Raw genomic sequence first — 23,928 nt, 5'->3', positions numbered from 1 at the left:
TCTGCGCTGTGCAGGCACTAAAAAGCCCACCGGGCGAAATCCCGGCGGGCTCTTCGATGGGCGCTTTTCGCGTCTCTATTGCTGGGTGGGCCGATTCTCTTCGGCCGGCACACTGATCAATTCCTCTTCCGGCATCTGCAGCGCCGAAGCGATGCGCCGGAGCTTGGCGGGGTCGGCGTCCTTGCCGTCCTCGATATCGATGATCTCGCCGACGGCCAGGCCGCAGGTCAAAGAGAGTTCCTCGATCGTATATCCCCTCGTTTCACGAGCGGCTTTCAACGGGTTGAGGCCGGACGCGGCAATGATGTTGTTCGAAACAGCGTTTCGTGCGGTGTTGGGCATGGCAACTCCTTGGGATGAAACAGGGTCTGATGAAATGGTGTTGCCTGAGACGGGCGGGAGAATGCTCGTTAACAAATGATTTGCCAAGAGCACCGATGCGGCGTCACGCCATCGTGAAGCGGCGTTTAGACCGTGCCTCAGGCTTTACACATGTAAGGTCGCGCGGCGCTCAATCAAGTTCTTTTGAGGGTCCGAGACCGGATTCGCCGGCATTTGTCGACGTCCCGATTCGTTCGCTTTTCCGTCACCGGCAGCCGACAGACGGCGCCGGAAGTTTCTCGGAAGGACCGGATCCCATGAATTTGAAATCATTCGTAATTGTGCTTGGCACAATCTCAAGCGTCATCGGCGCGACGCAAGCATGGGCGGCGGGTGCCGCACGTATTCGAGGCACTGTCGTCAGCCTTATCGGATCGACGCTGACGGTGAAGGACGGCAACGGCAAGACCGATGCGATCGCGCTTGCCGACGGCTGGAGGATTTCGGGTGTCGCCAAGGCATCGGCAGCCGATATCAAGCGGGGTGATTTTCTCGGCATCGCCTCGATATCCAAGGCCGATGGCGGCAGCGGCGCGCTGGAAGTCGTGATCTTTCCCGCCGCTCTGCAGGGTACGGGTGAAGGCGACCGCGACTGGGATTTGCAGCCCAACAGCCGCATGACCAACGGCACGGTCGCCGACGTCACCGAGATCGAGGGCCGCACGGTCACGCTCACCTATGACTACGGCCAGAAGAAACAGATCGCGATCCCGCAGACCACACCGATCGTGACATTCGCCAGCGCCACGCCGGCGGATCTCACGCCGGGCGTCGCAGTGTTCGTCAACGCCGAGCGCGGTGGCGACGGCAAGCTCGTCGCCAATCGCGTCGTGGTCGGAAATCACGGTGTCGCGCCGCCTATGTGAGGGCCGCACCCTCGGATTTCGAAAGATCGCGCAATCTTCACCCGTCAGGGGCGGGCGCGGCGCAAGAGAGCCTGTCAGAAGCAATCCAGAAACAAAAATCTACATCTGGGAAAAATTATCGAAAAAAACCAGGAGGATAGTCCTTATCGCGAGGCATGGGTCACCGATTTGCTCAGGTGGATCTCGGAACGCCCCGCGTAAAAAGGAAACGAAGTCATGAAGAAGTCCCTCCTCTCCGCGCTCGGGCTGGCTCTGGCTCTGGCGTTCACCATGCCGATCCTCGGCGCCACCAGCGCCGACGCGGCTCCGATGAAGAAGCACCATCATTATCGTCATCACCACAGGCATCATCACCGCCATTACCATCATCATCACACGAAGATGGCTCCGAAGAAGTACTGATCCCCTTCGCCGATGGGAAGGCAGGCCTTCGCCGCCAGAGCGGACCGGCCTTCCCATCGGATCTCTGCTTAGCATCGGTGATGTCGAACCGCGCTCCGGAATCCGCGTAATGACGCCCGCGCTGATCTGCCGGCCAGAGACCGCCTGGTGCCGGCGGTGGCTCGTGTCGTCCTGACGCTTCGCCATCCGGCTCTCGTTACCCGCTTCGCCCTGAAGCCCGCTATCTGCCAAATCCCGCCGTCCCGACGCGCTAAAACGAGTTGATGTTGTGGCGGAAGATCGTCGACTGCAATCCGCGGTTCGTGACGCTGACCGACAAGCTGGCGGCCGAGTGAGCCGTTTCTATGCCGAGGCGCTGAAGATCGACGCGAAGAGCCGGCTCAAGCTCGCGAACTGCCAAGCGGCATAAGAATGGCGGCTGTCGAGACGGCCGCCATTTCTGTTTCGAATCCACTGATCGATCAGCGCCGGCCGATCAAAAGGCCGACAAGCAATCCGACCACGACGAGGCCGACGGCGGCCGCCGTCGCCGGATGATCGCGCGCCGTACGCTCGATCGCCCTGCCCCTGCGCCTTATTGCCGGCAATGCCTCGTGGAGGCGTTCGGCAAGTTGCGAATAATAGTCGGACGCCGCCTCGCGGCTATCCTCATAATAGGCGTCACCGCGCCTGGCCAAAACTTTCTTGAGATCGTGCAATTGCCGCGAAAGCGCCGCGACCTGCTTGTCGATATCAAGGTCGGAGAGGTCCGAGAACGATGCCATGCCTGTTGTCCTTCTCTTCGAGAAGGCCTAACGCACGGACCGCGAGCCAGTTCCTGCGGGCTGACCGCGCGGCGTCAAGTCGATGAGGACCCGTTCAACGAACCTGGTCGAGCAGGCGCTTGCATTCCAGCAGATCGAACAGCGCCTCCTGCAGCAACGCGCGATTGTCACGCGACAATTTCGAAGAGTCGGGTTGAACCGGCCCTTCGTCGTCGCTCTTGCCGAGGCCGAAGAAACGGCGGCTAGGCTTCACCTTCGGCTGGCCGACCAGCGCGTCCTCGTCGCCGCGCGGCTGCGCGGCCGCAGTCAGCGGCACCTGCTCGGCCTGGCGGCGCTGGGCGATCGCCTCCACGGCGGCCATGTCGCCACTGCCGATCGCGACCAGGAAATGGTTGCCGTTCTCGCGCAACAGCTTCTGCACGCCTTTGATCGTATAGCCCTGATCGTAGAGCATATGCCTAATGCCCTTGATCAGCTCGACGTCCTGAGGCCGGTAGTAGCGCCGGCCGCCGCCGCGCTTCATCGGCTTGATCTGGGTGAAGCGCGTCTCCCAGAAACGCAGCACGTGCTGCGGCAGATCAAGGTCTTCCGCGACTTCGCTGATGGTGCGGAAAGCATCGGGGCTCTTGTCCATGGGCCAATCCTCCACACTGGACCACGATCCGAGCATGATGCCGAATCGCGCCTTATTTCAGCGATTTATGGAACGATATTCAAGCCCGGCTTCAAACCGCCGGCAGTTTTCAACCGTATTCGCCAGCAAATTATTTGCCGCCCTTGCCCTTGCTATTCTGGTGCGAACGCAGGATCCGGTTCTTGAGCACATTCGACGATTTGAACGTCATCACCCGGCGCGGCAGGATCGGCACTTCCTCGCCGGTCTTGGGGTTGCGGCCGATGCGCTCGTTCTTGGAACGGACGTGGAAGGTGGCGAAGGAAGATAGCTTCACCGTCTCGCCGCGAACGATGGCTTCGCAGATCTCATCCAGGACGGCCTCGACGAGCTCCGCCGATTCAGTCCGCGACAAGCCGACCTTCCGGTAAACGGCCTCAGCTAGGTCGGCACGCGTAAGTGTCTTTCCCCCCATGCGACCGTCCCATCTGCTCGCAAAACGTAAATCGATACAGGCAAAGGCAGAGCCTAAGTAATTGATCCGGCAAGGTCAAGAACCGAACCGGCGAGTTCGGCACTTACCAGCGGAGCAACACCGCGCCCCAGGTGAAACCTCCACCCATCGCCTCGAGAAGCACGAGGTCGCCCTTCTTGATGCGGCCGTCGGCGACGGCCACCGACAGCGCGAGCGGCACCGAGGCAGCCGAGGTGTTACCGTGTAGATCGACGGTGACCACCACTTTCTCTTCGGCAATCCCGAGCTTCTTGGCGGAAGCGTCAATAATCCGTTTATTGGCCTGATGCGGCACGAACCAGTCGAGGTCCTCGGCTGTTATGCCGGCCTCGCCGAAGGTCGCCTCGATGACATCGGTGATCATGCCGACGGCATGCTTGAACACTTCACGGCCTTCCATCCTGAGATGACCGACGGTTCCCGTGGTCGAAGGGCCGCCGTCGACGAAGAGCTTGTCCTTGTGCACGCCGTCCGAGCGCAGGCTTGCCGCCAAAACGCCGCGATCGGTGATCGCGCCGGCGCCGTCTTCCGCTTCGAGAACCAGCGCGCCGGCGCCGTCGCCGAACAGCACGCAGGTCGAGCGATCGCTCCAGTCGAGGATGCGCGAGAATGTTTCCGAACCGATCACCAGGACGCGTTTGGCCAAGCCGCCACGGATATAAAGATCGGCGGTGGCAACGGCATAGACGAAACCCGAGCACACGGCCTGCATGTCGAAGGCAAAGCCGTGATGCATGCCGAGCCGGTTCTGGATTTCGACGGCCGTCGCGGGAAACGTGTTGTTGGGCGTCGAGGTCGCCAGGATGATGAGGTCGATATCGGCGGGCGTCATGCCGGCGCTGTCGAGCGCGGCGCGCGCCGCCGCCTCACCCAGCGAGGCTGTCGTCTCGTCGTCGGCCGCGACGTGGCGCTGGCGAATGCCGGTGCGCTGGACGATCCACTCGTCGGAGGTCTCGACCATGCCTTCGAAGTCGGCATTCTTCATGATGCGGCGGGGCAGCGCGGCACCGTTGCCGCGCACGACTGATCTGATCAAGGTTCTTTCCTATTCCTCGGCGTCGGCGGCGACGCCGGATTTCCTGTTTGCCTGCGCAGTCGGGTTGCGCGCATGGAACAGATCGAGGTCGGCCTCGATCCGGTCAAGCAGATTGTTGCGCACCATGTCGTAGCCGAGCTCGATGGCGGCCGCGAAGCCGTCCGAATCGGCGCCGCCATGGCTCTTCACCACGATACCGTTCAATCCGAGGAAGACGCCACCATTGGAGCGACCGACATCCATCTTCTCGCGCAGCCTGTCGAAGGCGCCTTTGGCGAAGACATAGCCGATCTTGGCCATGAGCGTGCGGCTCATGGCGGCGCGCAGATAGCCGGCGATCTGCCTTGCGGTACCTTCGGCCGTCTTGAGCGCGATATTGCCGGCAAAACCCTCGGTGACCACCACGTCGACCGTGCCCTTGCCGATATCGTCGCCCTCGACGAAGCCGCGATAATTCATCGAGGCCATGTTGGCCTCGCGCAGCATGCGGCCGGCTTCCTTGACCTCTTCCTGGCCCTTGATCTCCTCGACGCCGACATTGAGCAGGCCGACGCTCGGGCGTTCGATGCCGAATACCGAGCGCGCCATGCCGGTGCCCAGAATGGCGAAGTCGATAAGCTGATGCGCATCGGCGCCGATCGTGGCGCCGACATCGAGCACGACGCTTTCACCGCGCGTCGTGGGCCAGAGCGCCGCGATCGCCGGGCGGTCGATAGTGGCCATGGTGCGCAGGCAGAATTTCGACATCGCCATCAGCGCGCCGGTGTTGCCGGCCGAGATGCAGGCCTGCGCGCCGCCGTTCTTGACCGCTTCGACGGCCTTCCACATCGACGACTTCCAGCGGCCGTGGCGCAGGGCCTGGCTTGGCTTGTCGTCCATGCGCACGGCGACCTCGCAATGGACGAACTCGCTCACCTCGCCCAGTTTCGGGAACTTGGCGAGCTCGGGACGCACCACGTCCTCGCGGCCGTAGATGACGAAGCGGATGTCAGGACGGCGGATGGCGACGGTCATCAGCGCCGGGATGATCACGCTCGGTCCGTGATCGCCGCCCATGGCATCGATGGAGATCCTGATCACGTAGTATTTTTCTCACGGTTTGCCTGGCTTGCATCGGACGCCTGCCAAGGTAAGGGGGCTCGCGAAGGTTCGGCGAAAATAGCGGTTTTGCGCCTGCGCACAACCAACTTTTCCAAAAGCCGGGTCACTCTGAGGATTTTCCAAGCAGCGAACGCAGCTTTTTCTGGAATTCGCTTTCCTCAGCCTGGTCGTCGCCGGCGACGTCCAGCGAGGCTCCGGGCTTGCGCGGATAAGGGTCGATCGCCAGGCCGAAAAACTGTTCGGCCAGCGCGCCGACATCGATGGTGTCGCCGGAAAATGTCTCCGGACTGTCCGGTCCGTCGGCGTCGAGGATGATCTCGCCTCCGCCCTCGAAACCCTCGCGCCCAAGCTTCGACTGCTCCGGCAGAAACAGCGCCTCGACGGGCTCGTCGATATGCGCGGTCACCGGATCCAGGGTGACGATGCAGGCTTGCGTGATGTCGGCCCCGACGCGACCGGTGACCTTGACGCCATTGCGCTTCCAGGAGACCACAAGCAGTTCGGCACGATAGCTTTCAACCGAAAGCAGTTCGTATTCGGCGGCAAGCGCTTCACGCTGGCGCTCATCGGCCTCGACCAGGACAGGCAGACCCTTTTGCGGCAGCCGCGCGACATTGGCGACAAAGGATACCGGGCTGCGCAATTCGGCGTCTTTCATCACGGTCTCCTTCACGCGATGCCGGCGGCCGGGAAGGCGGCGGTGCCGGCGACGATCGATTCGGTCGGCTGCGCGGCAAGCTTCTGCGAGGCCTCGCACACATAGTCCGCCAGCAGCGGCGCCTGCGGCCAGGAACCGGCGTCCGGCCTGACGTTGCGAGCGAGCGCCGCCGCAAGGGCCACCCGATCGTCCTGCCTGAGCGCGTCGTCATAAGCGGCCGTGCGGCCGTAAAACATCTTTGCGAGCTTCTTCATGCGTTTGGGCACGCCCACATCGCTAATGCCTAGCTCGCGCAGCGAATGGTCGACATCGAGGAAGAATTCGTCGATCAGCACTTGCGCGACCTCGGCGGCCACACCTTGCTCGCCATGCAGCCGATGCTGGATGAGATACATATGCAGCGACAGCATCTCGAAGCGGCCGAGCGGCGTATCCGGCACATTCCAGTCGGAATAAAGAACAGTTTGCCGCGCCGCCGCCACGATTTGTGCGTAGAGCGCGTCGGTGATAGCGCGATTGGCATTGCGTTCGCGGCCAAAAAGGCGCTGGAACATTGAGGGCGGTCTCCCGGGGACCTGTTGTTTAATTTGGCCTTGTTGCATCGGCATCGAAGCTGGTTTACCGGTTTTGCGGCCCAGCGCAAGTTGCGGGGATGTGATGGAGAATTGTTGTTGGGTGCGCTGAAATTCAAGTCATTCTTTGCGCCCGCCCCGGTGGGCGTGGCCTCGCTGCTGGTTGTGGTATCAGCGCTTTCCGCCTGCAATTCGTCCAAGATGTTCGGCGATCTCCATCCAAGCGAGACGCTGACGAAGGGCTACGTCATCGACCAGCAGGCGATCGATTCGGTACCGGTCGGGTCGAGCCGCGAGCAGGTGCTTTTGGCGTTGGGCACGCCGTCGACGACGGCGACCTTCGACAACGAGGCCTTCTACTACATCTCGCAAACGCGCAAGCGCTACGTCGCCTTCGACAATCCCCGGATCGTCGACCAGCATGTGCTGGCGGTGTATTTCGGCGCCGACGGCCGTGTCACCCAGATCGCCAATTACGGTCTCAAGGACGGCAAGGTCTTCGACTTCATCTCGAGGACCACGCCGACCGGCGGCAAGGACCAGAACTTCCTCAGCCAGATCATCAACGGCGCCAGCAAGCTGGCGCCCGGCGTCCCCGGCGGCGGTGGCGGCGGCACGCCCTGAGTTCGCTCGCCCGGCAACCTGACTGAACGAAAGACCTCGATCGACGGTCTTTCGTCGCCTGCCGGCGACCGGCCGACTGCGCTTGCCTATGCCCGCATAGCCACGTATGACGCTTTGGCGATTTCCGGGGGCTGGATATGAGCAACGACGATCGTACCGTACCGCAGGGCTGGATGGCGACCGGCACGGCTGACCAACAGACGGTGACGCCGGACTGGCTCGCCGTCGATGCGCCACCGATCGAAGGCGTCACATTCAAGGAAATCAGACCCGTCGCGACTTCCAACGGCTACCTGACCGAGATCTTTCGCGCGGAATGGGCTCTCGATCAGTCGCCGGTCGGGCAAGTGTTCCAACGCACGATGTATCCGGGCGCGGTGACGGGCTGGCACGCACATGCAGCGACCCTCGACCGCCTGTTCTGCTGCGCCGGCAGCGTGCGAATATCGCTTTTCGACGGACGCAAGGCCTCGCCCAGTTTTGGTACGGTCTGGCACAAGATCGTCGGCGCCTTGCGACCGGCAATCGTCACCGTTCCGCCTGGCGTCTGGCACGGTGTGGTCGCGCTCGGACCGGAGACGGCGTTGCTGCTCAACCTCGTCGACAGGGCTTATGCCTATGACGCGCCCGACCATTGGCGCCTGCCGCCGGACACGGAGCAGATCCCCTACAAGCTGGTGTAGCGTGGAACCGGCCGGCCTCCTCACGCCAACCGGACGGCTCGAGCCGCTGGTTTCGGTCGTGATAGCGACGCACAATCGTCCGGCAGTGCTGCATCAAGCCCTGAAGAGCCTCATTGGCCAGACTCTGCAGGACTGGGAAGCCATCGTCATTGGCGACGCGTGCCGGCCGGACACCGCGACCACGGTCGCCGCTTTCGGCGACGCCCGCATCTCCTATATCGATCTTCCCGTGAACTTCGGCGAGCAGTCGGGGCCGAACAATATCGGCTTTGCCAGAGCACGCGGCCGTTTCGTCGCCATATTGAACCATGACGACCTCTGGTTTCCCGACCATCTGACGTCCATGTGCGGCTGGATCGACGCCAACTGTGCCGATGTGGTGATCGCCCGAGGTGCAGTCATCGAGTCGTCAGCGAGCAAAGGCTCCAGGCATATGATCCTCGGGATGGGGCGGGACGGCTTCTATGACCCGGTCACCACAGTCGGATTCGGCTCCGCGCAAATGATCCGGCGGACGTCGCTGCCAAGGCTTGGGCCATGGCGCCCGGCCAGCCAGTGCGTTTGCGAGAGTTCCCAGGACTGGCTGTTCCGTGCCTGGCGCAAAGGTGCGGTGATTGCGACAATGCCCCATCTGACCGTGCTCATGCTGCATTCGGGCAAGCGCGAAGGCAGCTATGCGCGAGGTACGGCGCGGGAGCAGGAAGAACTGATGGACGCGATGAATGCGCCAGACGCATTGCGCGTCAGGATACTCGGCAACGCCGAGGAACCTGCTCCCCTCAAGCGTTCCCGCTACCTCAAACGCAGGCTTCTGGCCATGTTTGGCATACATCCGCGGGCGCGTTCCTTCCGCCGCCGGTATCGCCGCGGCGCGTTCATTGCCGCGCTGCGCCAGACACGCGGCTTACCGCCAATGCCCGAGCGAGAACCAGACGTCGACGCGTTGCTGGCCCGATATCGTGGCAGCGAAAGGCCCGAAGCCAGCTGAGTGCCCCACTGGGCGCGGAATGCATGATGTCACGCCGAAAAACAAAGCCCGCGGGATCGCTCCCGCGGGCTTTGTGCCGGAATAGCCGCAATCAGCCGTGCGCGAGCACGGCGAGCAGAAGCAGCGCGACGATGTTGGTGATCTTGATCGCCGGGTTGACGGCCGGACCGGCGGTGTCCTTGTAGGGGTCGCCGACGGTGTCGCCGGTGACCGAGGCCTTGTGAGCCTCGGAGCCTTTCAGGTGCTTGACACCGTCCTTGTCGGTGAAACCGTCCTCGAACGACTTCTTGGCGTTGTCCCAGGCGCCGCCGCCGGAGGTCATCGAGATGGCGACGAAAAGACCGTTGACGATGACGCCGAGCAGCGAGGCGCCGAGCGCCGCGAAGGCCGAGGCCTTCGAGCCCGAGATCAGGAGCACGCCGAAATAGACGACCAGCGGCGCGAGCACCGGCAGCAGCGACGGGATGATCATTTCCCGGATCGCCGCCCTGGTCAGGATGTCGACGGCGCGCGCGTAGTTCGGCTTGGAGGTGCCGGCCATGATGCCCTTGTCCTCACGGAACTGCTTGCGCACTTCCTCGACAATGGAGCCGGCGGCGCGGCCGACGGCGGTCATGGCGATGCCGCCGAACAGATAGGGGATCAGGCCGCCGAAGATCAGGCCGGCGACGACATAGGGGTTGGAGAGGTCGAAGGAGATCTCGCCCATGCCCTGGAAGTAGGGATATTTGTCGCCATTGGCGGCAAAGAACCGGAGATCGTTCGAGTAAGCCGCGAACAGCACCAGCGCGCCGAGGCCGGCCGAGCCGATGGCATAGCCCTTGGTGACGGCCTTGGTGGTGTTGCCGACAGCGTCGAGCGCATCGGTCGAATGGCGCACTTCCTTGGGCAGGCCGGCCATTTCGGCGATGCCGCCGGCATTGTCGGTGACCGGGCCGAAGGCGTCGAGCGCCACGATCATGCCGGCAAGGCCGAGCATGGTGGTGACGGCGATCGCTGTGCCGAAGAGACCGCCGAGCTGGTAGGTGGCGATGATGCCGCCGACGATGACGATTGCGGGCAGCGCCGTCGATTCCAGCGAGACGGCGAGGCCCTGGATGACATTGGTGCCGTGGCCGGTCACCGACGCCTGGGCGATGGAGTTCACCGGGCGCTTGTTGGTGCCGGTATAGTATTCGGTGATCACCACGATCAAACCGGTCACCAGCAGGCCGATCAGGCCGCAGATGAACAGGTTCTTGCCGATCACGGCGATGCCCCCGACGGTGCCGATCTCGCCCCAGCCGACCGTGGCGGAGGTGGCGGCGGCGAGACCGATGATCGACAGCAGACCGGTGACGATCAGGCCCTTGTAGAGCGCTCCCATGATCGAGCCGTTGGAACCAAGCTTGACGAAGAAGGTGCCGACGATCGAGGTCAGGATGCAGGCGCCGCAGATGGCGAGCGGATAGAGCATAGCTGCACCCAGCGCGGCTGTGCCACCGAAGAAAATGGCGGCCAGAACCATGGTGGCGACGACGGTCACCGCATAGGTTTCGAAAAGGTCCGCAGCCATGCCGGCGCAGTCGCCGACATTATCGCCGACATTGTCAGCGATGGTGGCGGGGTTGCGTGGGTCATCTTCGGGGATGCCCGCCTCGACCTTGCCGACGAGGTCGCCGCCGACATCCGCACCCTTGGTGAAGATGCCGCCGCCAAGACGGGCGAAGATCGAGATCAGCGATGCGCCGAAGCCGAGCGAGACCAGCGAGTCAATGACGACCCGGTCGCTCGGCTGCAGGCCCATCGGGCCGGTCAGGATGGCGTAGTAGATCGAGACGCCGAGCAGCGCCAGGCCCGCGACCAGAAGGCCGGTGATGGCGCCGGATTTGAAGGCGATGTCGAGGCCGGCGGCGAGACTGTTGGACGCGGCCTGCGCGGTCCGCACATTGGCGCGCACCGAGACATGCATGCCGATGAAGCCGGCGGCGCCCGAAAGCACGGCGCCGATCAGGAAGCCGATCGCGGAGGTGATCGAGAGCAGCCACCAGGCAAGCAGAAGCACGACGATGCCGACGACGGCGATGGTGGTGTACTGGCGCGCCAGATAGGCCTGCGCGCCTTCGCGGATGGCCGCGGAGATTTCCTGCATACGCTGATTGCCCTGATCGGACGCAAGGACCGAACGTGTCGCCCAGATGGCGTACAGAACTGACAGCAAGCCGCAGGCGATGACGGCGGTAATGATGGTCATTGCCGGATTTTCCTCGATTGTTGGCCCAAAAGAACCCCTCCCTGGGCCGTTGGAACGGAGATGAATGCCGCGCACGGATTCCACCCCTTGGCTGGGGTGTATGCGAAACAGGGCTCGGAACGTCAAGATATTGTTCGGTTTTTGCCCGGCTTTCGCCCAAAAGAAGAGGGCAGTAAACGTTGTGCCAGCGCAACCCCGGAATTAGATCGATTGAAATGACGTTGGGGCACCTCGCCCAATCCGCAGACGTCGCGTTATTCCGCGCCCTGCCCCATGCGCCGCGCGGCGTAGCGTTCGATGGCCGACAGACCGTCATAGATCAGCACCGCGAGCGCGGCGACGATCAGGCCGCCCTGCAGCACGAATGCAAGGTTGTTCGAGATCAGGCCGGCGATGATCACCTCGCCCAGCGTCTTGGCGGCTACCGTCGAGCCGATGGTTGCCGTGGCGAGGCTTATGACCACCGAGAGCCGGATGCCGCCGAGGATCACCGGGGCGCTCAGCGGCAGTTCGACCTTCATCAATCGTTGCCAGCCGGTCATGCCTGCACCCCGCGCCGCTTCCATGATGTTGCCGGGCAATGTGGTGAGCGCCGTCAGCGCGTTCTCAAAGATCGGCAGCAGCCCATAGAGGAAGAGCGCGATCAGCGTCGGCTTCTCGCCGAAACCCACAGCCGGCACGGCAAGCGCCAGCACGGCAACAGGCGGGAAGGTCTGGCCGATATTGACCAGGCTGCGCGACAAGGGCAGGAACTCGGCGCCGGCCGGCCTGGTGACCAGGATGGCCAAAGCCACCGCGACGATGGTCGCCGCGACCGTGGCCATCAGCACGATCTGCAGATGCTGCAGGGTCAGCGTCAGCAGGCTGCCCTGGTTGTAGATTGCCGGCGCGCCATTCTCGGTCAGCGGTTTCAGCAGCGGCTCGAACCAGTTCGGGCTGGTGATGAAGACCACCAGCAGCACCAGCACGGCCAGCCTCACCAGCGCGGGCAGCCAGGCTTTCATTGCGGCCTCGCCGCGCGTTTCACCAGGCCTTCGACGGTGACGCGGCCGATGAGCTTGCCGTCGCCGTCCTTCACCGGCAGCGCGGGGCGACCCGACCACAAGAGCTCGGCCAGCGCGTCGCGCTGCGTGGCGCCACCGGGGATCGCCTCGCCTTCGGCGCCGCCCGACTCCACGGCATCGCGCACAGGCCCCAGCGACAGCAGCCGGAACGGCCTTTCGCTGGCGCCCACCAACGTCTCGACGAAGCCGTTCGCAGGCCTCGCCAGAATCTCCGCCGGCTTTGCGTATTGCACCAGCTTGCCCGCATCCATGACGGCTATTTTGTCGCCCAGATGCACCGCTTCTTCCATATCGTGGGTGACGAGGATGATGGTGGTGCCGAAGCGCTTCTGGATCGCCAGCAGATCCTCCTGCGCCTTGGTGCGGATGATCGGGTCAAGCGCGCCAAAGGGCTCATCCATCAAAAGCACATTCGGCTCGGCGGCCAAAGCGCGGGCAACGCCGACGCGCTGCTGCTGCCCGCCGGAAAGCTCATGCGGGTAGCGCGGTCCGTAAGCCTGCGGGTCGAGCTGGTAGAGCGTCATCAACTCGTCGACGCGCGCCTTGATGCGGTCTCGGTCCCAACCGAGCAGCAACGGCACAGTGGCGATGTTCTGCGCTACCGTGCGGTGTGGAAACAGGCCATGCCCCTGGATGGCGTAGCCGATGCTGCGGCGCAGCTGATAGCCGGGCACCGAGCGGTTGTCGGCGCCGTCGAGCTTGACGACGCCGGAGCTCGGCTCGACCAGCCGGTTGACCATCCTGAGCAGCGTCGTCTTGCCGGATCCCGACGTGCCGACGATGGTCGCGATGGTTCGGGGCTCGATGACCATCGAAACATCATCGACCACCGTCGTGCTGTCATAGCGCTTGGTGATGCCTTCGATCTCGATCATGCCGTTTCGACCCTGCGCTTGGTGGCTGTCATCTCGATGATCGCGTCGAGGATGATCGCCGCAGCGAAGGCCAGCGCCACGGTGGGCAGCGCGCCGAGCAGCACGAGGTCCATCGCCGTCTGGCCGACACCTTGGAAAACGAATACGCCGAAGCCGCCGCCGCCGATCAGCGCGGCAATGGTGGCAAGGCCGATATTCTGCACCAGCACGATGCGGATGCCGGTCAGGATCACCGGAAAGGCGAGCGGAAACTCGACATCGAACAGGCGCTGGCGATCGGTCATGCCCATGCCGCGCGCGGCGTCGTTGGCCGCGCGGGGTACACCAGCCAGCCCAATCACCGTATTCGCCACCACCGGCAGCAGCGAATAGAGGAAGAGCGCGACGAAGGCGGGCGCGGTGCCGATGCCCCTGATGCCGATCGCGGCGGCACCCGGCACATACAGGGCGACCCAGCCGAGCGGAGCGATCAGCAAACCGAAGAGCGCGATCGACGGAATGGTCTGGATGATGTTGAGCACATTGAGCACCCCTGCCCGCAATTTCTCGACGCGATGGCACAAGATGCCGAGCGGAATGCCGACGATCACCGCGCCGGCCAGCGAGCCGAGCGCCAGTGTGACGTGCTTGGAAGCTTCGGCCCAGAAACTGTCGGCGCGGCTGGCGTATTCCTTGAGGATGGAAAGACTGTCCCAACGTCCCGAGACGAGCAACACGGCAATGGCTAAAGCGGCCAGCACGAGCACGCCGAGGCGCGCCCAGGGCGACAGGTTGAGCCGGGTCAACACGTCCGCGAGAAGCAGCGTGAAGGCAAAGATCAGCAGCCAGAAACCGGAGGCCGGCGAGACGCGGGCGAAGGTGTTGCCGGCGGGCGTCAGAAAACCGCCGGCAACACCGATCAGGATCGCAAGCGCGACCAGCGCGGCGACGTTGGCCGCCAGCCTGAGGATGAACGGCGTCCTCAGCAGGGCGACGACGGCGGCGGCGATCACTATAGCCAGCAACAGCACGCCAGGCGCGGGCGGCAGCGCTTCGAGGATCGAACGCGCCTGGCCCGGCACGATGCGGTTGGCCCGGAACGTCGCGAACGGGGCAAGGAACGCGGCATAGACCACGATCGCGGCAATGACGACGCCGAGCTTGTCGAGGCGGAGGGTCATCGACCCTCCGCCGAATAACGAACTAGAGGCCTCGCAAACGTTGCTACCTTGGAGATTGGCGAAACCCTAGGCGACATCCAATCTCCCCCCTTGCGGGGGAGATGTCCGGCAGGACAGAGGGGGCGTTGAAGGAACGCCAGCCTCTGAATTCGAGTTGGTTCAAAAGCAAGCCTGCCGAAGGACTTGCCTTTGATTGGCTGACAGGCCGGCGGGACAGCACCCCCCTCTGTCCTGCCGGACATCTCCCCCGCAAGGCGGGAGATTGGCAGCTTCCGCGGTCGCGCTTGTCCCACGTGCGTCGCTATTTCTGGTTTTTACTTCAAGAACCCGTTCTTCTTCAAAAAGTCCTCCGCCACGCCCTTGGCGGGCTCACCACCCAGTTGCACGCGGCCGTTGAGCTGCTGCAGCGTGGTGAGGTCGAGCTTGGCGAAGATCGGCTTCAGCAGCGTCTCGATCTCGGGATGTTCCTTCAGCACCTTCTCGCGGATGATCGGCGCAGGCTGGTAGACAGGCTGCACGTTCTTGTCGTCCTCGAGCACGACGAGGCCGGAGGGCTGGATGCCGCCATCGGTGCCATAGACCATGGCGGCGTTGGCGCCGTTGGTCTGGTTGACGGCGGCAGCGATGGTCGCCGCAGTGTCGCCGCCGGAAAGCGTGATCAGCTGGTCGGGCTTCAACTTGAAGCCATAGGTGGTCTGGAAGGCTGGAAGGGCCGCCGCCGAATTGACGAACTCGGCGGAAGCAGCCAGCACCACCTTGCCGCCGCCGGCGACATATTTGCCAAAGTCCGTCAGGGTGACGAGCTTGTTCTCGTCGGCCACTTCCTTGCGCAGCGCGATCGCCCAAGTGTTGTTGGCCGGCGACGGCGACAGCCAGACGATCTTGTTGGCGTCATAATCGAGTTTCTTGGCGGTTGCGTAAGCCTTGGCGGCATCCTTCCAGACCGGATCGTCGGCCTTCTGGAAGAAGAAGGCGGCATTGCCGGTGTATTCGGGATAGATGTCGATCTCGCCGGCGGTGATCGCCTTGCGCACCACGGGCGTCGCGCCCAGTTGGATGCGGTCGGTCGTCTTGATGTTGTTGGCGTTGAGGACGAGCTGGATGATGTTGCCCAGCACCCCACCCTCGGTATCGATCTTCGAGGAGACGACCACCTGGGCACTGGCCGAGGCCGTGGCAATGCCGAGCGCGATGGCTGCTACGGCGAGCTTTCGGATTGAAAACATTGTGAAAATCCCTTGCTGTGAACCGAGTATCCGGAGGGCGCATATGAGCACGGCCATAACGGCCAGTCGGGGTACACGGTTTCATAACTGAGGGGATCAGCGCAATATCTTTGTTCCCCAGGCCAGGGACGCGCCGCAGGCAGTCCCGACAGCGTGATGTCAGCTGGCAGCGCGCAAGCCCGTCAGCTTCAAGGTCCCGAGCGCCAGGAAGCAGAGCGCCACGACCGGGAAGACGATCCAGTTCAGCATGGTCCAGCCCCAGGCATTGTAGATCGCGCCCGACATCAGCGAGGCAAAGGCGACGGAGCCGAACAGGACAAAGTCGTGGAAACCCTGGACCTTGCTCTTCTCGGAGGGCCGGTAGCTGGCGGCGACCATTGCAGTTGCGCCGATGAAACCGAAATTCCAGCCGAGCCCGAGCAGGATCAGCGCTGTCCAGAACTGCCACAGCGCCAGGCCGGAAAGCGCCACTGCGCCGCACCCGATCAACAGGACAAGGCCGGTGGCGACGATGCGCTCGGCGCCGAAGCGATGGATCAGCGAACCGGTGAAGAAGCTCGGTCCGAACATGGCCATGACGTGCCAGGAAATGCCAAGCGTGGCATTGTCCTCCGACAGGCCGCAGCCGACCATGGCGAGCGGCGCGCCGGTCATGACGAAGCTCATCAGCGCGTAGCTGCCGACGGTGCAGAACAGTGCTGCGACAAAGCGCGGCTGGGTGACGATCTCGATCAGCGGGCGGGCATCGCTTGCGGCGGCTTCGGTCACGGCGTTCGCATGTGAGGAAACCCGCAGGAACGACAGGATGAGCGCGCCGACCGCCGCCAACGGCAGGATCGAGGCGAAGGATCCTGCGAACATCACCGGGGCCAGCAATTCGCGCGTGTAGATGACGATCTGCGGCCCGAGAATTGCAGTGATGATGCCGCCGGCCAGCACGAAGGAGATGGCGCGCGCCTTGAACTGCGGCGGCGCATTGTCGGCGGCCGCGAAGCGGAATTGCTGGACGAAAGCGCCGCCGACGCCAATGGCGCAGAGGCCGAAGGCGAAGAGCCAGAAGCTTGCCTGGAAGAGCGCGAGCGTCGCGATCAGGCCACCAAGCGCGGTGACGACAGTGCCTGTCATGAAGCCGCCGCGATGGCCGAGCCGGCGGATGATGGCGGCAGCCGGCAAGGCCCCCAGCGCCACGCCGATATTGAAACCGGTGACCGGCGCCGTCGCGAGCGACTTGTCTGGGCCGAGCAGATATTGCCCGGCGAGCGCGCCGAGAGAAATGGCGATCGGCGCGGCCGAACCGACGATCGCCTGCGCTGCGGCAAGCAGCACCGCCGTGCGACGCCCCTCCCTGCTGGTCTCGGCGACCGCGGCCGTTGCGGTCGTCACGAAGCGTCCTTGCCGCGTCCCTCGCCGCGAACCCGGCGCGAAACGCGATCCAGCACGGCGTTCACCAGCTTCGGCTCGTCTTCCTCGTAAAATGCCTTGGCGATGTCGACATATTCGGAGACGATCACGGCCACCGGCACGTCCTCGCGTTTCATCAATTCATAGACGCCGGCGCGCAGGATGGCGCGCAGCGTCGAATCGAGCCGCGACAGCGGCCAGTCCTCGGTGAGCGCCTGGCGGATGACGGGATCGATGGTCTTCTGGTTTTCGACGACGCCGGTCAGGATGGCGCGGAACCATTGCGCGTCGGCCTCGCGATAGAGCGCGCCGTCGACTTCCTTGCCGAGACGGAAGGCCTCGTATTCGGCCGTGATCTCGAAGACGCCGCTGCCGGCCACATCCATCTGATAGAGCGCCTGGACGGCGGCAAGGCGGGCGGCACCGCGCTTGTTGGCGTGGCGCACCGCACCGGTCGAGGCGGGATCAGTCACGATTGGGCTCCGAATTTCTCTTTGAGCGCGATCATGGTCAGCGCCGCGCGCGCGGCGAAGCCGCCCTTGTCGCCTTCCGTCTTCCGCGCGCGCGCCCATGCCTGCGCGTCGTTCTCGGTCGTCAGGATGCCGTTGCCGATCGCGATCGCCTCCTGCACCGAAAGATCCATCAGAGCACGGCTCGATTCATTGGCGACGATGTCGAAATGATAGGTGTCGCCACGGACGACGGTGCCGAGCGCAACAAAGCCGTCGTAATGCGGGCCGCCTTCGGCCGCTCCATCGAGCGCGAAGGTTATGACGGCCGGTATTTCGAGCGAGCCGGGAACCGTCACCACGTCATAGGTGGCGCCGGCCTCCTCGAGCGCGCCGGTCGCACCTTCGAGCAGGGCGTCGGCGAGATCGTCGTGAAAGCGCGCTTCGACAATGAGCAGATGCGCCTTCGCCTTCGGACGAATGAACGCTTTGCCGTGTTGGGATGTGCCAGCCATAAAAGTCTCCGGGGGGTTGCCGGTGACTTAGGCCGAAGCCGGGTTGACCGCAAGCGGAAGATTGGCGGACCGATACCAACGCTCTGTCTCTCGAAGGATTCAGGTCCCGGGCAGCACGATGTTTCGGTACTTGTTTGGCTAGGCAGGCGAAGCCTCAAGGATCGAGATCGGTGCGCTGGTGTCGATCACTCGCTCGAGCTTCAGCCCTGCGCCCTGGAACAGCCTGGCATATTGCGCCTCGGTCCGCTCAAGGCCGCCGGTGACCGCGAGCATGACCACATCGATGGCCTTGATCTGGGCAGGTTCGTCGCCCGGAGGGACGAGCGTCTCGGCCACGAGCACCCTGCCATGCGTTGGCATAGCCTCGCGGCAACGGCGCAGGATCAGCCCCGCGCGTTCATCGTTCCAGTCGTGGATGACCTTCTTAATCACATAGATATCGCCAGCCGGGACATTCTCGAAGAAGTCGCCTGCGATGAAGTCGGTCCGCGGCAGATCGCCGCCAGCGCCCCGGCGCGCCGCCGCCACCCCGGACGGCAGATCGAGCAGAACGCCGCTCAAATGGGGATTGCGGGCCAGGATGGCCGAGAGAAGCTGTCCATGCCCACCGCCGACATCGACGACCCGCGTATATCGGCTGAAATCATAGGCGTCGGCGACCGCTTCGTTGCTGCCTTGGCTCAAGGCGACCATGGCGCGCTGAAACAGGGCAGCCTGTTCCGGGTGGGTCGAAAGCCAATCGAATCTCGGGCTTCCGAATACCTTGTCGAAGGCCGGCTTTCCAGTGCGGACGGAATGCAGAAGCTGCTCGAACGCAAGATAGGCCTCGCTGTTGATCATCCGGATGAAGTCGCGCGGTCCGGGCCGATCGGAACGAAGCGCCGCGCCGACCTCCGTCAAGGCAAATTGACGAGGGCGATTTTCAGTGAAGACGCCCTCCGGTGCCAAAAGCCGCATCACGCGGTAGAGCGGCTCCGCGTCCGCGTTCGTGGCGGCGGCCAAGTCTTCGACCGACTGCTCGCCGGCAGCCAGAAGATCGGGAATACCGAGTTCGATGACGACGCGCAGCGCCTGTGATACGGCAAATCCGAAACCCAGCCTCATGACTTGTTGCGACGGGTTGGCCATAGCTTTTCCCTCCGGCCAGGTGAAAAGCTTACGAGGGGCGCGAGCAGAAGTGAAGCGAGACGCAGTGTTGAACGGCGCGGCCTCACGACCTGCTTTAGTTCACAGCCCCTCTTTCGCGGCCTCCGCCAGGCGCGCGGCATAGCGGGCCATGGTGTCGATCTCGATGTTGACGCGATCGCTGGCCTGGCGCTCGCCCCAGGTGGTGACGCTCAGCGAATGATGGATGAGAAGCACGTCGAAGCGGGTGCCTTCGACCTTGTTGACGGTGAGCGAGGTGCCGTCGAGGGCAACCGAACCTTTGGGCGCGATGAACTTCGCCAGATGGCGCGGCGCTTCCAGCGTGAAGCGCACGGCATCGCCCTCTTCCTTGCGTTCGACGATCTCGGCGGTGCCGTCGATATGGCCGGAGACGATATGGCCGCCGAGCTCGTCGCCGATCTTCAGTGCCCGTTCCAGATTGATCCGGGTGCCGGATTTCCAACTCGAAGCGGTGGTCAGCCTGAGCGCTTCCTCCCAGGCCTCGACCTCAAACCAGCGCGCGTTGGACCCATGCTCGGGCAGCGCCGTGACGGTGAGGCAGACGCCGCCGCAGGAGATCGAAGCACCTATCGCGATCGTTTCTGGATGATAGGCGGTGTCGATGCGCAGGCCGATGCCTTCGGCGAGCGGCTTCACGCTCGCAACCGTACCGACATCAGTCACAATTCCCGTAAACATCAGAGAGCGTCTTTCGTTTTGACCGTGATCTTATCCAAAAACCGGTTCTCACTTTTTGGGCTCATGGTCTTACCCACTCGGCGTAACTGTCCTCGCCGAAGCGCATGTCGCGCAGCTTGCGAAATCCAGCCGGGATGTGGTCGGCGTCGATGGGCGATGCAATGCCGTGCTCGCCAATGGCGTCCGGGCCTTGGAAGAGGACAATGCGGTCGACAAGATCTTCCTCGAGGAAGGCCTTGGCCACCGTGGCTCCGCCTTCAACCAAAACGCTCGCCATGCCAAGCGCGGCAAGGTCTTCGAGCAACTCCGGCAAGGCGACGACGCCAGCATAGGTTTCGGTGCCGATGAAGCGCACGCCGGCGCGTTCGAGCGCTGCCCGCCGGTGCGGGTCGGCTTCCAGACATGCGGCGACATAGAGTGGCACGCGGTCGATGCCGGAAACCAGCTTGGACGTCTCCGGAAGCCGGATCTGCCGATCGAGGATGATGCGCGCCGGCGAGCGGTTCTCCAGTCCCGGCAGGCGCACGGTCAGCGCCGGATCATCCTCCAGCGCGGTGCCGATGCCGACCAGGATGGCGTCGGACTCGGCGCGCATCAGATAGACATCGCGCCGTGCGATCTCGCCGGTGATGGCAACCTGGCCGGCGCCTTTGCGGCCGATCTTTCCGTCGCTCGAAAGCGCAAGCTTCAGAGTTACTTCCGGGCGTTTTTTCAGAGAACGAGTCAGATAGCCGGCCATCTGCTCGGCGGCCTCGGCGGCCAGCACTTTCTCCACCACCTCGACACTGGCGGCGCGCAGGATGGCGTAGCCCTTGCCGGAGACGCGCGGATCGGGATCGCTGGCCGCGCCGACGACGCGCGCGATGCCGGCATTGACCAGTGCGTTGGCACAGGGCGGCGTGCGGCCGTGATGGGCGCAAGGCTCCAGAGTAACGTAAGCCGTCGCACCGCGCGCGAGCTCGCCGGCTTCGGCCAGCGCCTCGGTCTCTGCATGCGGCCGGCCACCCACGGCCGTCACGCCGGTGCCGACGATCATCGGACCGGCGCCGTCGTCGCGTACGATGATGGTGCCGACGGAAGGGTTGGTCGAAGTACGGCCGGCATTGCGGCGCGACAGCCTGATGGCCGCGGCCATGAAACGGCGATCAAGGGCCGCCTGCGCGGCCTCTTCCAGTCGTGGTCCCGCCATGATCAGCCGGCGCCCTCTTCGCTTTTTTCCTCATCGCCCTTCAGTTCGCCAAGCAGCTCGTGAAAATCCCTGGCCTCGCGGAAATTGCGATAGACCGAGGCGAAGCGGACATAGGCGACGTCATCCAGCGACTTCAGCGCCTCCATGACCAGCCGGCCGACCTCGCCTGAAGCGATCTCGGTTTCGCCGGAGCTTTCGAGCTGGCGCACGATGCCGGTGACGGCGCGGTCGATGCGCTCGGGGTCGACATTGCGCTTGCGCACGGCAATCTCGACGGAGCGCAGCAGCTTGTCACGATCGAAAGGCACCTTGCGGCCGGACTTCTTGATGACGACGAGGTCGCGCAACTGGACGCGCTCGAAGGTGGTGAAGCGGCCGCCGCAATCAGGGCACACCCGCCGCCTGCGGATCGCCGCGCCATCCTCGGCGGGACGCGAATCCTTCACCTGCGTATCTTCGGACTGGCAATAGGGGCAGCGCATGGGGAGCCTTGGGTTCGCGATTCTCAGATGGCGGAAGGCTTAGTGCCTTTTGCCGTCTCGGCAAAGGAAAGACCTTTTCGTACCTCAGAGATAGCGAGGCGCGAGCAAGATTGCCAGCGCCCTGCCCGGCCGGCCAACAAGCGTCAGGGCGCGACGTCCTTGGTCGAAAACCCGCAGGACGTGCCGAGATTGCGATAGGCCTTGGTGAAGCCATCCATCGGGATGCTCGCGACGGCTTGCTTGCCGAAGACCACATCGAGCGAGGTGACCTTGCGCATGGCGCGCAGCAAGGCAAGGCTGGTCTTGGCCTGGTTGTCGACCATCCAGCTGGGGCGACCACCGGCGGCCGCGTTGGAGCTTACGGTCGTGGCGACCTTCACGCCGGGGTCGCCGAAGGTCGCGGCGATCTTGTTGCCGGTCGGCAGGGTCTTGTTGTCGATAATGAACATGATGGTCGGATACGCATCCGGCGGCAGCGCGTCGCCGGTCGAGATCGACAGCGTCAGGGAGCCCGCATTGCCGTTGCCGTCGAGGAAAGCCGTCGAGGCGGCGCAGGTCTTGTGCGCGTCCTGCCCGGTATCGAGCGTATCGATGATGGTGGTCCACCTGCCGAAGGTATTGGTGGCGGGCAAATCAGCATCCGGCTTCGTTTCGTCCTGGGCCATCACGGCGGAAGTGGCGAAGGCGGCAAGCGAGCCAAGCAAGGCCGCGGCGAGACGGGAAGTACGCATCATCGGATCTCCAGTAAGCCGCGCCGCCCTGGAGGAGCGGCGCAAGCGCAGGATAAAAGATGACGCGCGGCGCCCGGTCAACCGAGGGCGGGCAGCCGGCAGAAGGATCAACCGAGGTAAGGGTAGAGCGGGAAGCGATCGGTCAGCGCCGTGACCTTGCCCTTTACCGCAGCCTCGACCGCCGCATTGCCGTCGTCGGAATTCGCCACCTTCAGACCGTCCAGCACCTCGGCGATTAGCTTGCCGATCTCGCGGAATTCAGCCTGTCCAAAGCCGCGCGTGGTGCCGGCCGGCGTGCCGAGCCGCACGCCCGAGGTGACGAACGGCTTTTCCGGATCGAACGGGATGCCGTTCTTGTTGCAGGTGATGTTGGCGCGGCCGAGAGCTGCCTCAGCGCGCTTGCCGGTGGCGTTCTTCGGACGAAGATCGACCAGCATCAAATGATTGTCGGTGCCGCCCGAGACGATATCGAGGCCCGTCTCCTGCAGGCTCGAGGCCAGCGCCTTGGCGTTGGCGACGATGCTTTCGGCATAGGCCTTGAAGCTCGGCTTCAGGGCTTCGCCGAGCGCCACCGCCTTGGCGGCGATGACATGCATCAGCGGCCCGCCCTGCAGGCCCGGGAACACCGCCGAGTTCATCTTCTTGGCGATCTCCTCGTCATTGCACAGGATCATGCCGCCGCGCGGGCCGCGCAGCGACTTGTGGGTCGTCGTGGTCACGACATGGGCGTGGGGCAGCGGCGACGGGTGCATGCCGCCGGCGACGAGGCCGGCGATATGCGCCATGTCGACCATGAGATAGGCGCCGATCGAATCGGCGATTTCGCGGAAGCGCTTCCAGTCCCAAATCCGCGAATAGGCGGTACCGCCGGCCAGGATCAGCTTCGGCTTCATCTCATGCGCGGTCTTCTCGATCGCGTCCATGTCGAGCAGGTGATCGTCCTTGCGCACGCCGTAGGAGACGACCTTGAACCACTTGCCGCTCATATTGACCGGCGAGCCGTGGGTGAGGTGGCCGCCGGAATTCAGGTCGAGGCCCATGAAGGTGTCGCCGGGCTGCAGCAGCGCCAGGAACACCGCCTGGTTCATCTGGCTGCCGGAATTCGGCTGGACATTGGCGAAGTTGCAGCCGAACAGCTTCTTCGCGCGCTCGATGGCCAGTTCCTCCGCCACGTCGACGAACTGGCAGCCGCCATAGTAACGCTTGCCCGGATAGCCCTCGGCGTATTTGTTGGTCATGATCGAGCCCTGCGCTTCGAGCACGGCGCGCGATACGATGTTTTCGGAAGCGATCAGCTCGATTTCATGGCGCTGGCGACCGAGTTCGTTGCGGATGGCGCCGAAGATTTCCGGATCGGCGTCGGCAAGCGTGGTCTCGAAGAAGGATTCGAATTTGCTGGAGGCTGCCGCTGCATTTGACATGGCTTGCTTTCCCTTGGGGCCGGAGGTCTGCGAGGTCGCCGCGCATTAACACAGTTGTTTTCGGGCCGCCACGTTTGCGGCGCGAAATTTGCTGGCCGGTTTGCGCCAAGACAAGCGCACCCGCTTCTAATCCCG

The 23,928-nt window shown here is 63.8% G+C and carries 27 protein-coding genes; 5 read left to right on the top strand and 22 right to left on the bottom strand.

Features of this window, described 5'->3' with window-relative positions:
- Positions 1-75: 75 nt before the first annotated feature.
- Complete coding sequence (locus tag LB565_RS05730) at positions 76-342, bottom strand: helix-turn-helix domain-containing protein (protein WP_041006389.1); 267 nt, start codon at positions 340-342, stop codon at positions 76-78.
- Between the two features lie 296 nt (positions 343-638).
- Here LB565_RS05730 and LB565_RS05725 point away from each other — a divergent pair, with 296 nt between their 5' ends.
- Complete coding sequence (locus LB565_RS05725; RefSeq protein ID WP_224582185.1) at positions 639-1,247, top strand: hypothetical protein; 609 nt, start codon at positions 639-641, stop codon at positions 1,245-1,247.
- 216 nt (positions 1,248-1,463) lie between these two features.
- On the top strand, positions 1,464-1,649 hold the full coding sequence (locus LB565_RS05720) for a hypothetical protein (RefSeq protein WP_224582184.1): 186 nt from the start codon (positions 1,464-1,466) through the stop codon (positions 1,647-1,649).
- A 461-nt stretch (positions 1,650-2,110) separates the two neighbouring features.
- Here the strand turns inward: LB565_RS05720 and LB565_RS05715 are convergent, their stop codons facing one another.
- From LB565_RS05715 to LB565_RS05685, 7 genes are all read right to left on the bottom strand, one after another.
- Positions 2,111-2,413: a hypothetical protein gene (locus LB565_RS05715; RefSeq protein ID WP_224582183.1), complete on the bottom strand. Its 303-nt coding sequence runs from the start codon at positions 2,411-2,413 to the stop codon at positions 2,111-2,113.
- 94 nt (positions 2,414-2,507) lie between these two features.
- Positions 2,508-3,047, bottom strand: a complete 540-nt coding sequence (locus LB565_RS05710) for a MerR family transcriptional regulator (protein WP_224582182.1) — start codon at positions 3,045-3,047, stop codon at positions 2,508-2,510.
- A gap of 130 nt (positions 3,048-3,177) precedes the next feature.
- Positions 3,178-3,501 (bottom strand): integration host factor subunit alpha, encoded by a 324-nt coding sequence (locus LB565_RS05705; protein WP_040983242.1) that lies wholly within the window; start codon positions 3,499-3,501, stop codon positions 3,178-3,180.
- Positions 3,502-3,604: 103 nt separating this feature from the next.
- A complete protein-coding gene (locus LB565_RS05700) occupies positions 3,605-4,576 on the bottom strand; it encodes a beta-ketoacyl-ACP synthase III (RefSeq protein WP_224509218.1) in 972 nt (323 codons plus the stop codon).
- A 9-nt stretch (positions 4,577-4,585) separates the two neighbouring features.
- Entirely contained in the window at positions 4,586-5,656 is a 1,071-nt protein-coding gene (gene plsX, locus LB565_RS05695) for a phosphate acyltransferase PlsX (protein ID WP_224582181.1), read from the bottom strand.
- A gap of 124 nt (positions 5,657-5,780) precedes the next feature.
- Complete coding sequence (locus LB565_RS05690) at positions 5,781-6,335, bottom strand: YceD family protein (RefSeq protein WP_224582180.1); 555 nt, start codon at positions 6,333-6,335, stop codon at positions 5,781-5,783.
- A gap of 11 nt (positions 6,336-6,346) precedes the next feature.
- On the bottom strand, positions 6,347-6,889 hold the full coding sequence (locus LB565_RS05685) for a ubiquinol-cytochrome C chaperone family protein (RefSeq protein ID WP_224582179.1): 543 nt from the start codon (positions 6,887-6,889) through the stop codon (positions 6,347-6,349).
- A 117-nt stretch (positions 6,890-7,006) separates the two neighbouring features.
- On the opposite strand from LB565_RS05685, the gene LB565_RS05680 reads away from it, so the two are divergent.
- The 3 genes from LB565_RS05680 to LB565_RS05670 all read left to right on the top strand — a co-directional run bounded on the left by LB565_RS05680 (position 7,007) and on the right by LB565_RS05670 (position 9,202).
- Positions 7,007-7,531, top strand: a complete 525-nt coding sequence (locus tag LB565_RS05680; protein ID WP_224582178.1) for an outer membrane protein assembly factor BamE — start codon at positions 7,007-7,009, stop codon at positions 7,529-7,531.
- Between the two features lie 137 nt (positions 7,532-7,668).
- A complete protein-coding gene (locus LB565_RS05675) occupies positions 7,669-8,214 on the top strand; it encodes a dTDP-4-dehydrorhamnose 3,5-epimerase family protein (protein ID WP_224582177.1) in 546 nt (181 codons plus the stop codon).
- A 1-nt stretch (position 8,215) separates the two neighbouring features.
- On the top strand, positions 8,216-9,202 hold the full coding sequence (locus LB565_RS05670) for a glycosyltransferase family 2 protein (RefSeq protein WP_224582176.1): 987 nt from the start codon (positions 8,216-8,218) through the stop codon (positions 9,200-9,202).
- A 91-nt stretch (positions 9,203-9,293) separates the two neighbouring features.
- Here the strand turns inward: LB565_RS05670 and LB565_RS05665 are convergent, their stop codons facing one another.
- From LB565_RS05665 to glyA, 14 genes are all read right to left on the bottom strand, one after another.
- Positions 9,294-11,435, bottom strand: a complete 2,142-nt coding sequence (locus tag LB565_RS05665) for a sodium-translocating pyrophosphatase (RefSeq protein WP_224582175.1) — start codon at positions 11,433-11,435, stop codon at positions 9,294-9,296.
- A 254-nt stretch (positions 11,436-11,689) separates the two neighbouring features.
- Complete coding sequence (locus LB565_RS05660) at positions 11,690-12,439, bottom strand: ABC transporter permease (protein WP_224582174.1); 750 nt, start codon at positions 12,437-12,439, stop codon at positions 11,690-11,692.
- On the bottom strand, positions 12,436-13,374 hold the full coding sequence (locus tag LB565_RS05655) for an ABC transporter ATP-binding protein (protein ID WP_224582173.1): 939 nt from the start codon (positions 13,372-13,374) through the stop codon (positions 12,436-12,438). The genes LB565_RS05660 and LB565_RS05655 overlap by 4 nt, the downstream gene beginning before the upstream one ends.
- The gene (locus tag LB565_RS05650) at positions 13,371-14,534 is read right to left on the bottom strand and encodes an ABC transporter permease (protein WP_224582172.1); all 1,164 of its coding nucleotides are present in this window, start codon (positions 14,532-14,534) and stop codon (positions 13,371-13,373) included. The genes LB565_RS05655 and LB565_RS05650 overlap by 4 nt, the downstream gene beginning before the upstream one ends.
- A gap of 314 nt (positions 14,535-14,848) precedes the next feature.
- A complete protein-coding gene (locus LB565_RS05645) occupies positions 14,849-15,760 on the bottom strand; it encodes an ABC transporter substrate-binding protein (RefSeq protein ID WP_224582171.1) in 912 nt (303 codons plus the stop codon).
- Between the two features lie 159 nt (positions 15,761-15,919).
- Positions 15,920-17,143 carry an MFS transporter gene (locus LB565_RS05640; RefSeq protein WP_224582170.1) on the bottom strand — a complete coding sequence of 408 codons (1,224 nt, stop codon included), beginning with the start codon at positions 17,141-17,143 and terminating at the stop codon, positions 15,920-15,922.
- Positions 17,140-17,634, bottom strand: a complete 495-nt coding sequence (nusB, locus tag LB565_RS05635; protein ID WP_095767684.1) for a transcription antitermination factor NusB — start codon at positions 17,632-17,634, stop codon at positions 17,140-17,142. The genes LB565_RS05640 and nusB overlap by 4 nt, the downstream gene beginning before the upstream one ends.
- Positions 17,631-18,125 (bottom strand): 6,7-dimethyl-8-ribityllumazine synthase, encoded by a 495-nt coding sequence (gene ribH, locus LB565_RS05630; protein WP_224582169.1) that lies wholly within the window; start codon positions 18,123-18,125, stop codon positions 17,631-17,633. Before ribH ends, nusB begins: the two co-directional genes overlap by 4 nt.
- A 138-nt stretch (positions 18,126-18,263) precedes the next feature.
- Positions 18,264-19,253 (bottom strand): acetylserotonin O-methyltransferase, encoded by a 990-nt coding sequence (locus LB565_RS05625; RefSeq protein WP_224582168.1) that lies wholly within the window; start codon positions 19,251-19,253, stop codon positions 18,264-18,266.
- Between the two features lie 99 nt (positions 19,254-19,352).
- Positions 19,353-19,970: a riboflavin synthase gene (locus LB565_RS05620; protein WP_224582167.1), complete on the bottom strand. Its 618-nt coding sequence runs from the start codon at positions 19,968-19,970 to the stop codon at positions 19,353-19,355.
- Between the two features lie 61 nt (positions 19,971-20,031).
- Complete coding sequence (gene ribD, locus LB565_RS05615; RefSeq protein WP_224582166.1) at positions 20,032-21,159, bottom strand: bifunctional diaminohydroxyphosphoribosylaminopyrimidine deaminase/5-amino-6-(5-phosphoribosylamino)uracil reductase RibD; 1,128 nt, start codon at positions 21,157-21,159, stop codon at positions 20,032-20,034.
- A gap of 2 nt (positions 21,160-21,161) precedes the next feature.
- Complete coding sequence (gene nrdR / locus LB565_RS05610; RefSeq protein WP_224509166.1) at positions 21,162-21,641, bottom strand: transcriptional regulator NrdR; 480 nt, start codon at positions 21,639-21,641, stop codon at positions 21,162-21,164.
- Positions 21,642-21,784: 143 nt separating this feature from the next.
- Complete coding sequence (locus tag LB565_RS05605) at positions 21,785-22,372, bottom strand: hypothetical protein (protein WP_411970612.1); 588 nt, start codon at positions 22,370-22,372, stop codon at positions 21,785-21,787.
- Between the two features lie 107 nt (positions 22,373-22,479).
- Positions 22,480-23,793, bottom strand: a complete 1,314-nt coding sequence (gene glyA, locus LB565_RS05600) for a serine hydroxymethyltransferase (protein ID WP_224582164.1) — start codon at positions 23,791-23,793, stop codon at positions 22,480-22,482.
- Between the last annotated feature and the right edge of the window lie 135 nt (positions 23,794-23,928).

This window comes from Mesorhizobium sp. CA14, from assembly GCF_020165195.1.
GTDB lineage: Bacteria > Pseudomonadota > Alphaproteobacteria > Rhizobiales > Rhizobiaceae > Mesorhizobium.
The sequence above is the reverse complement of the archived record's forward strand: the minus strand, read 5'-3'. Positions and strand labels throughout refer to the sequence as shown.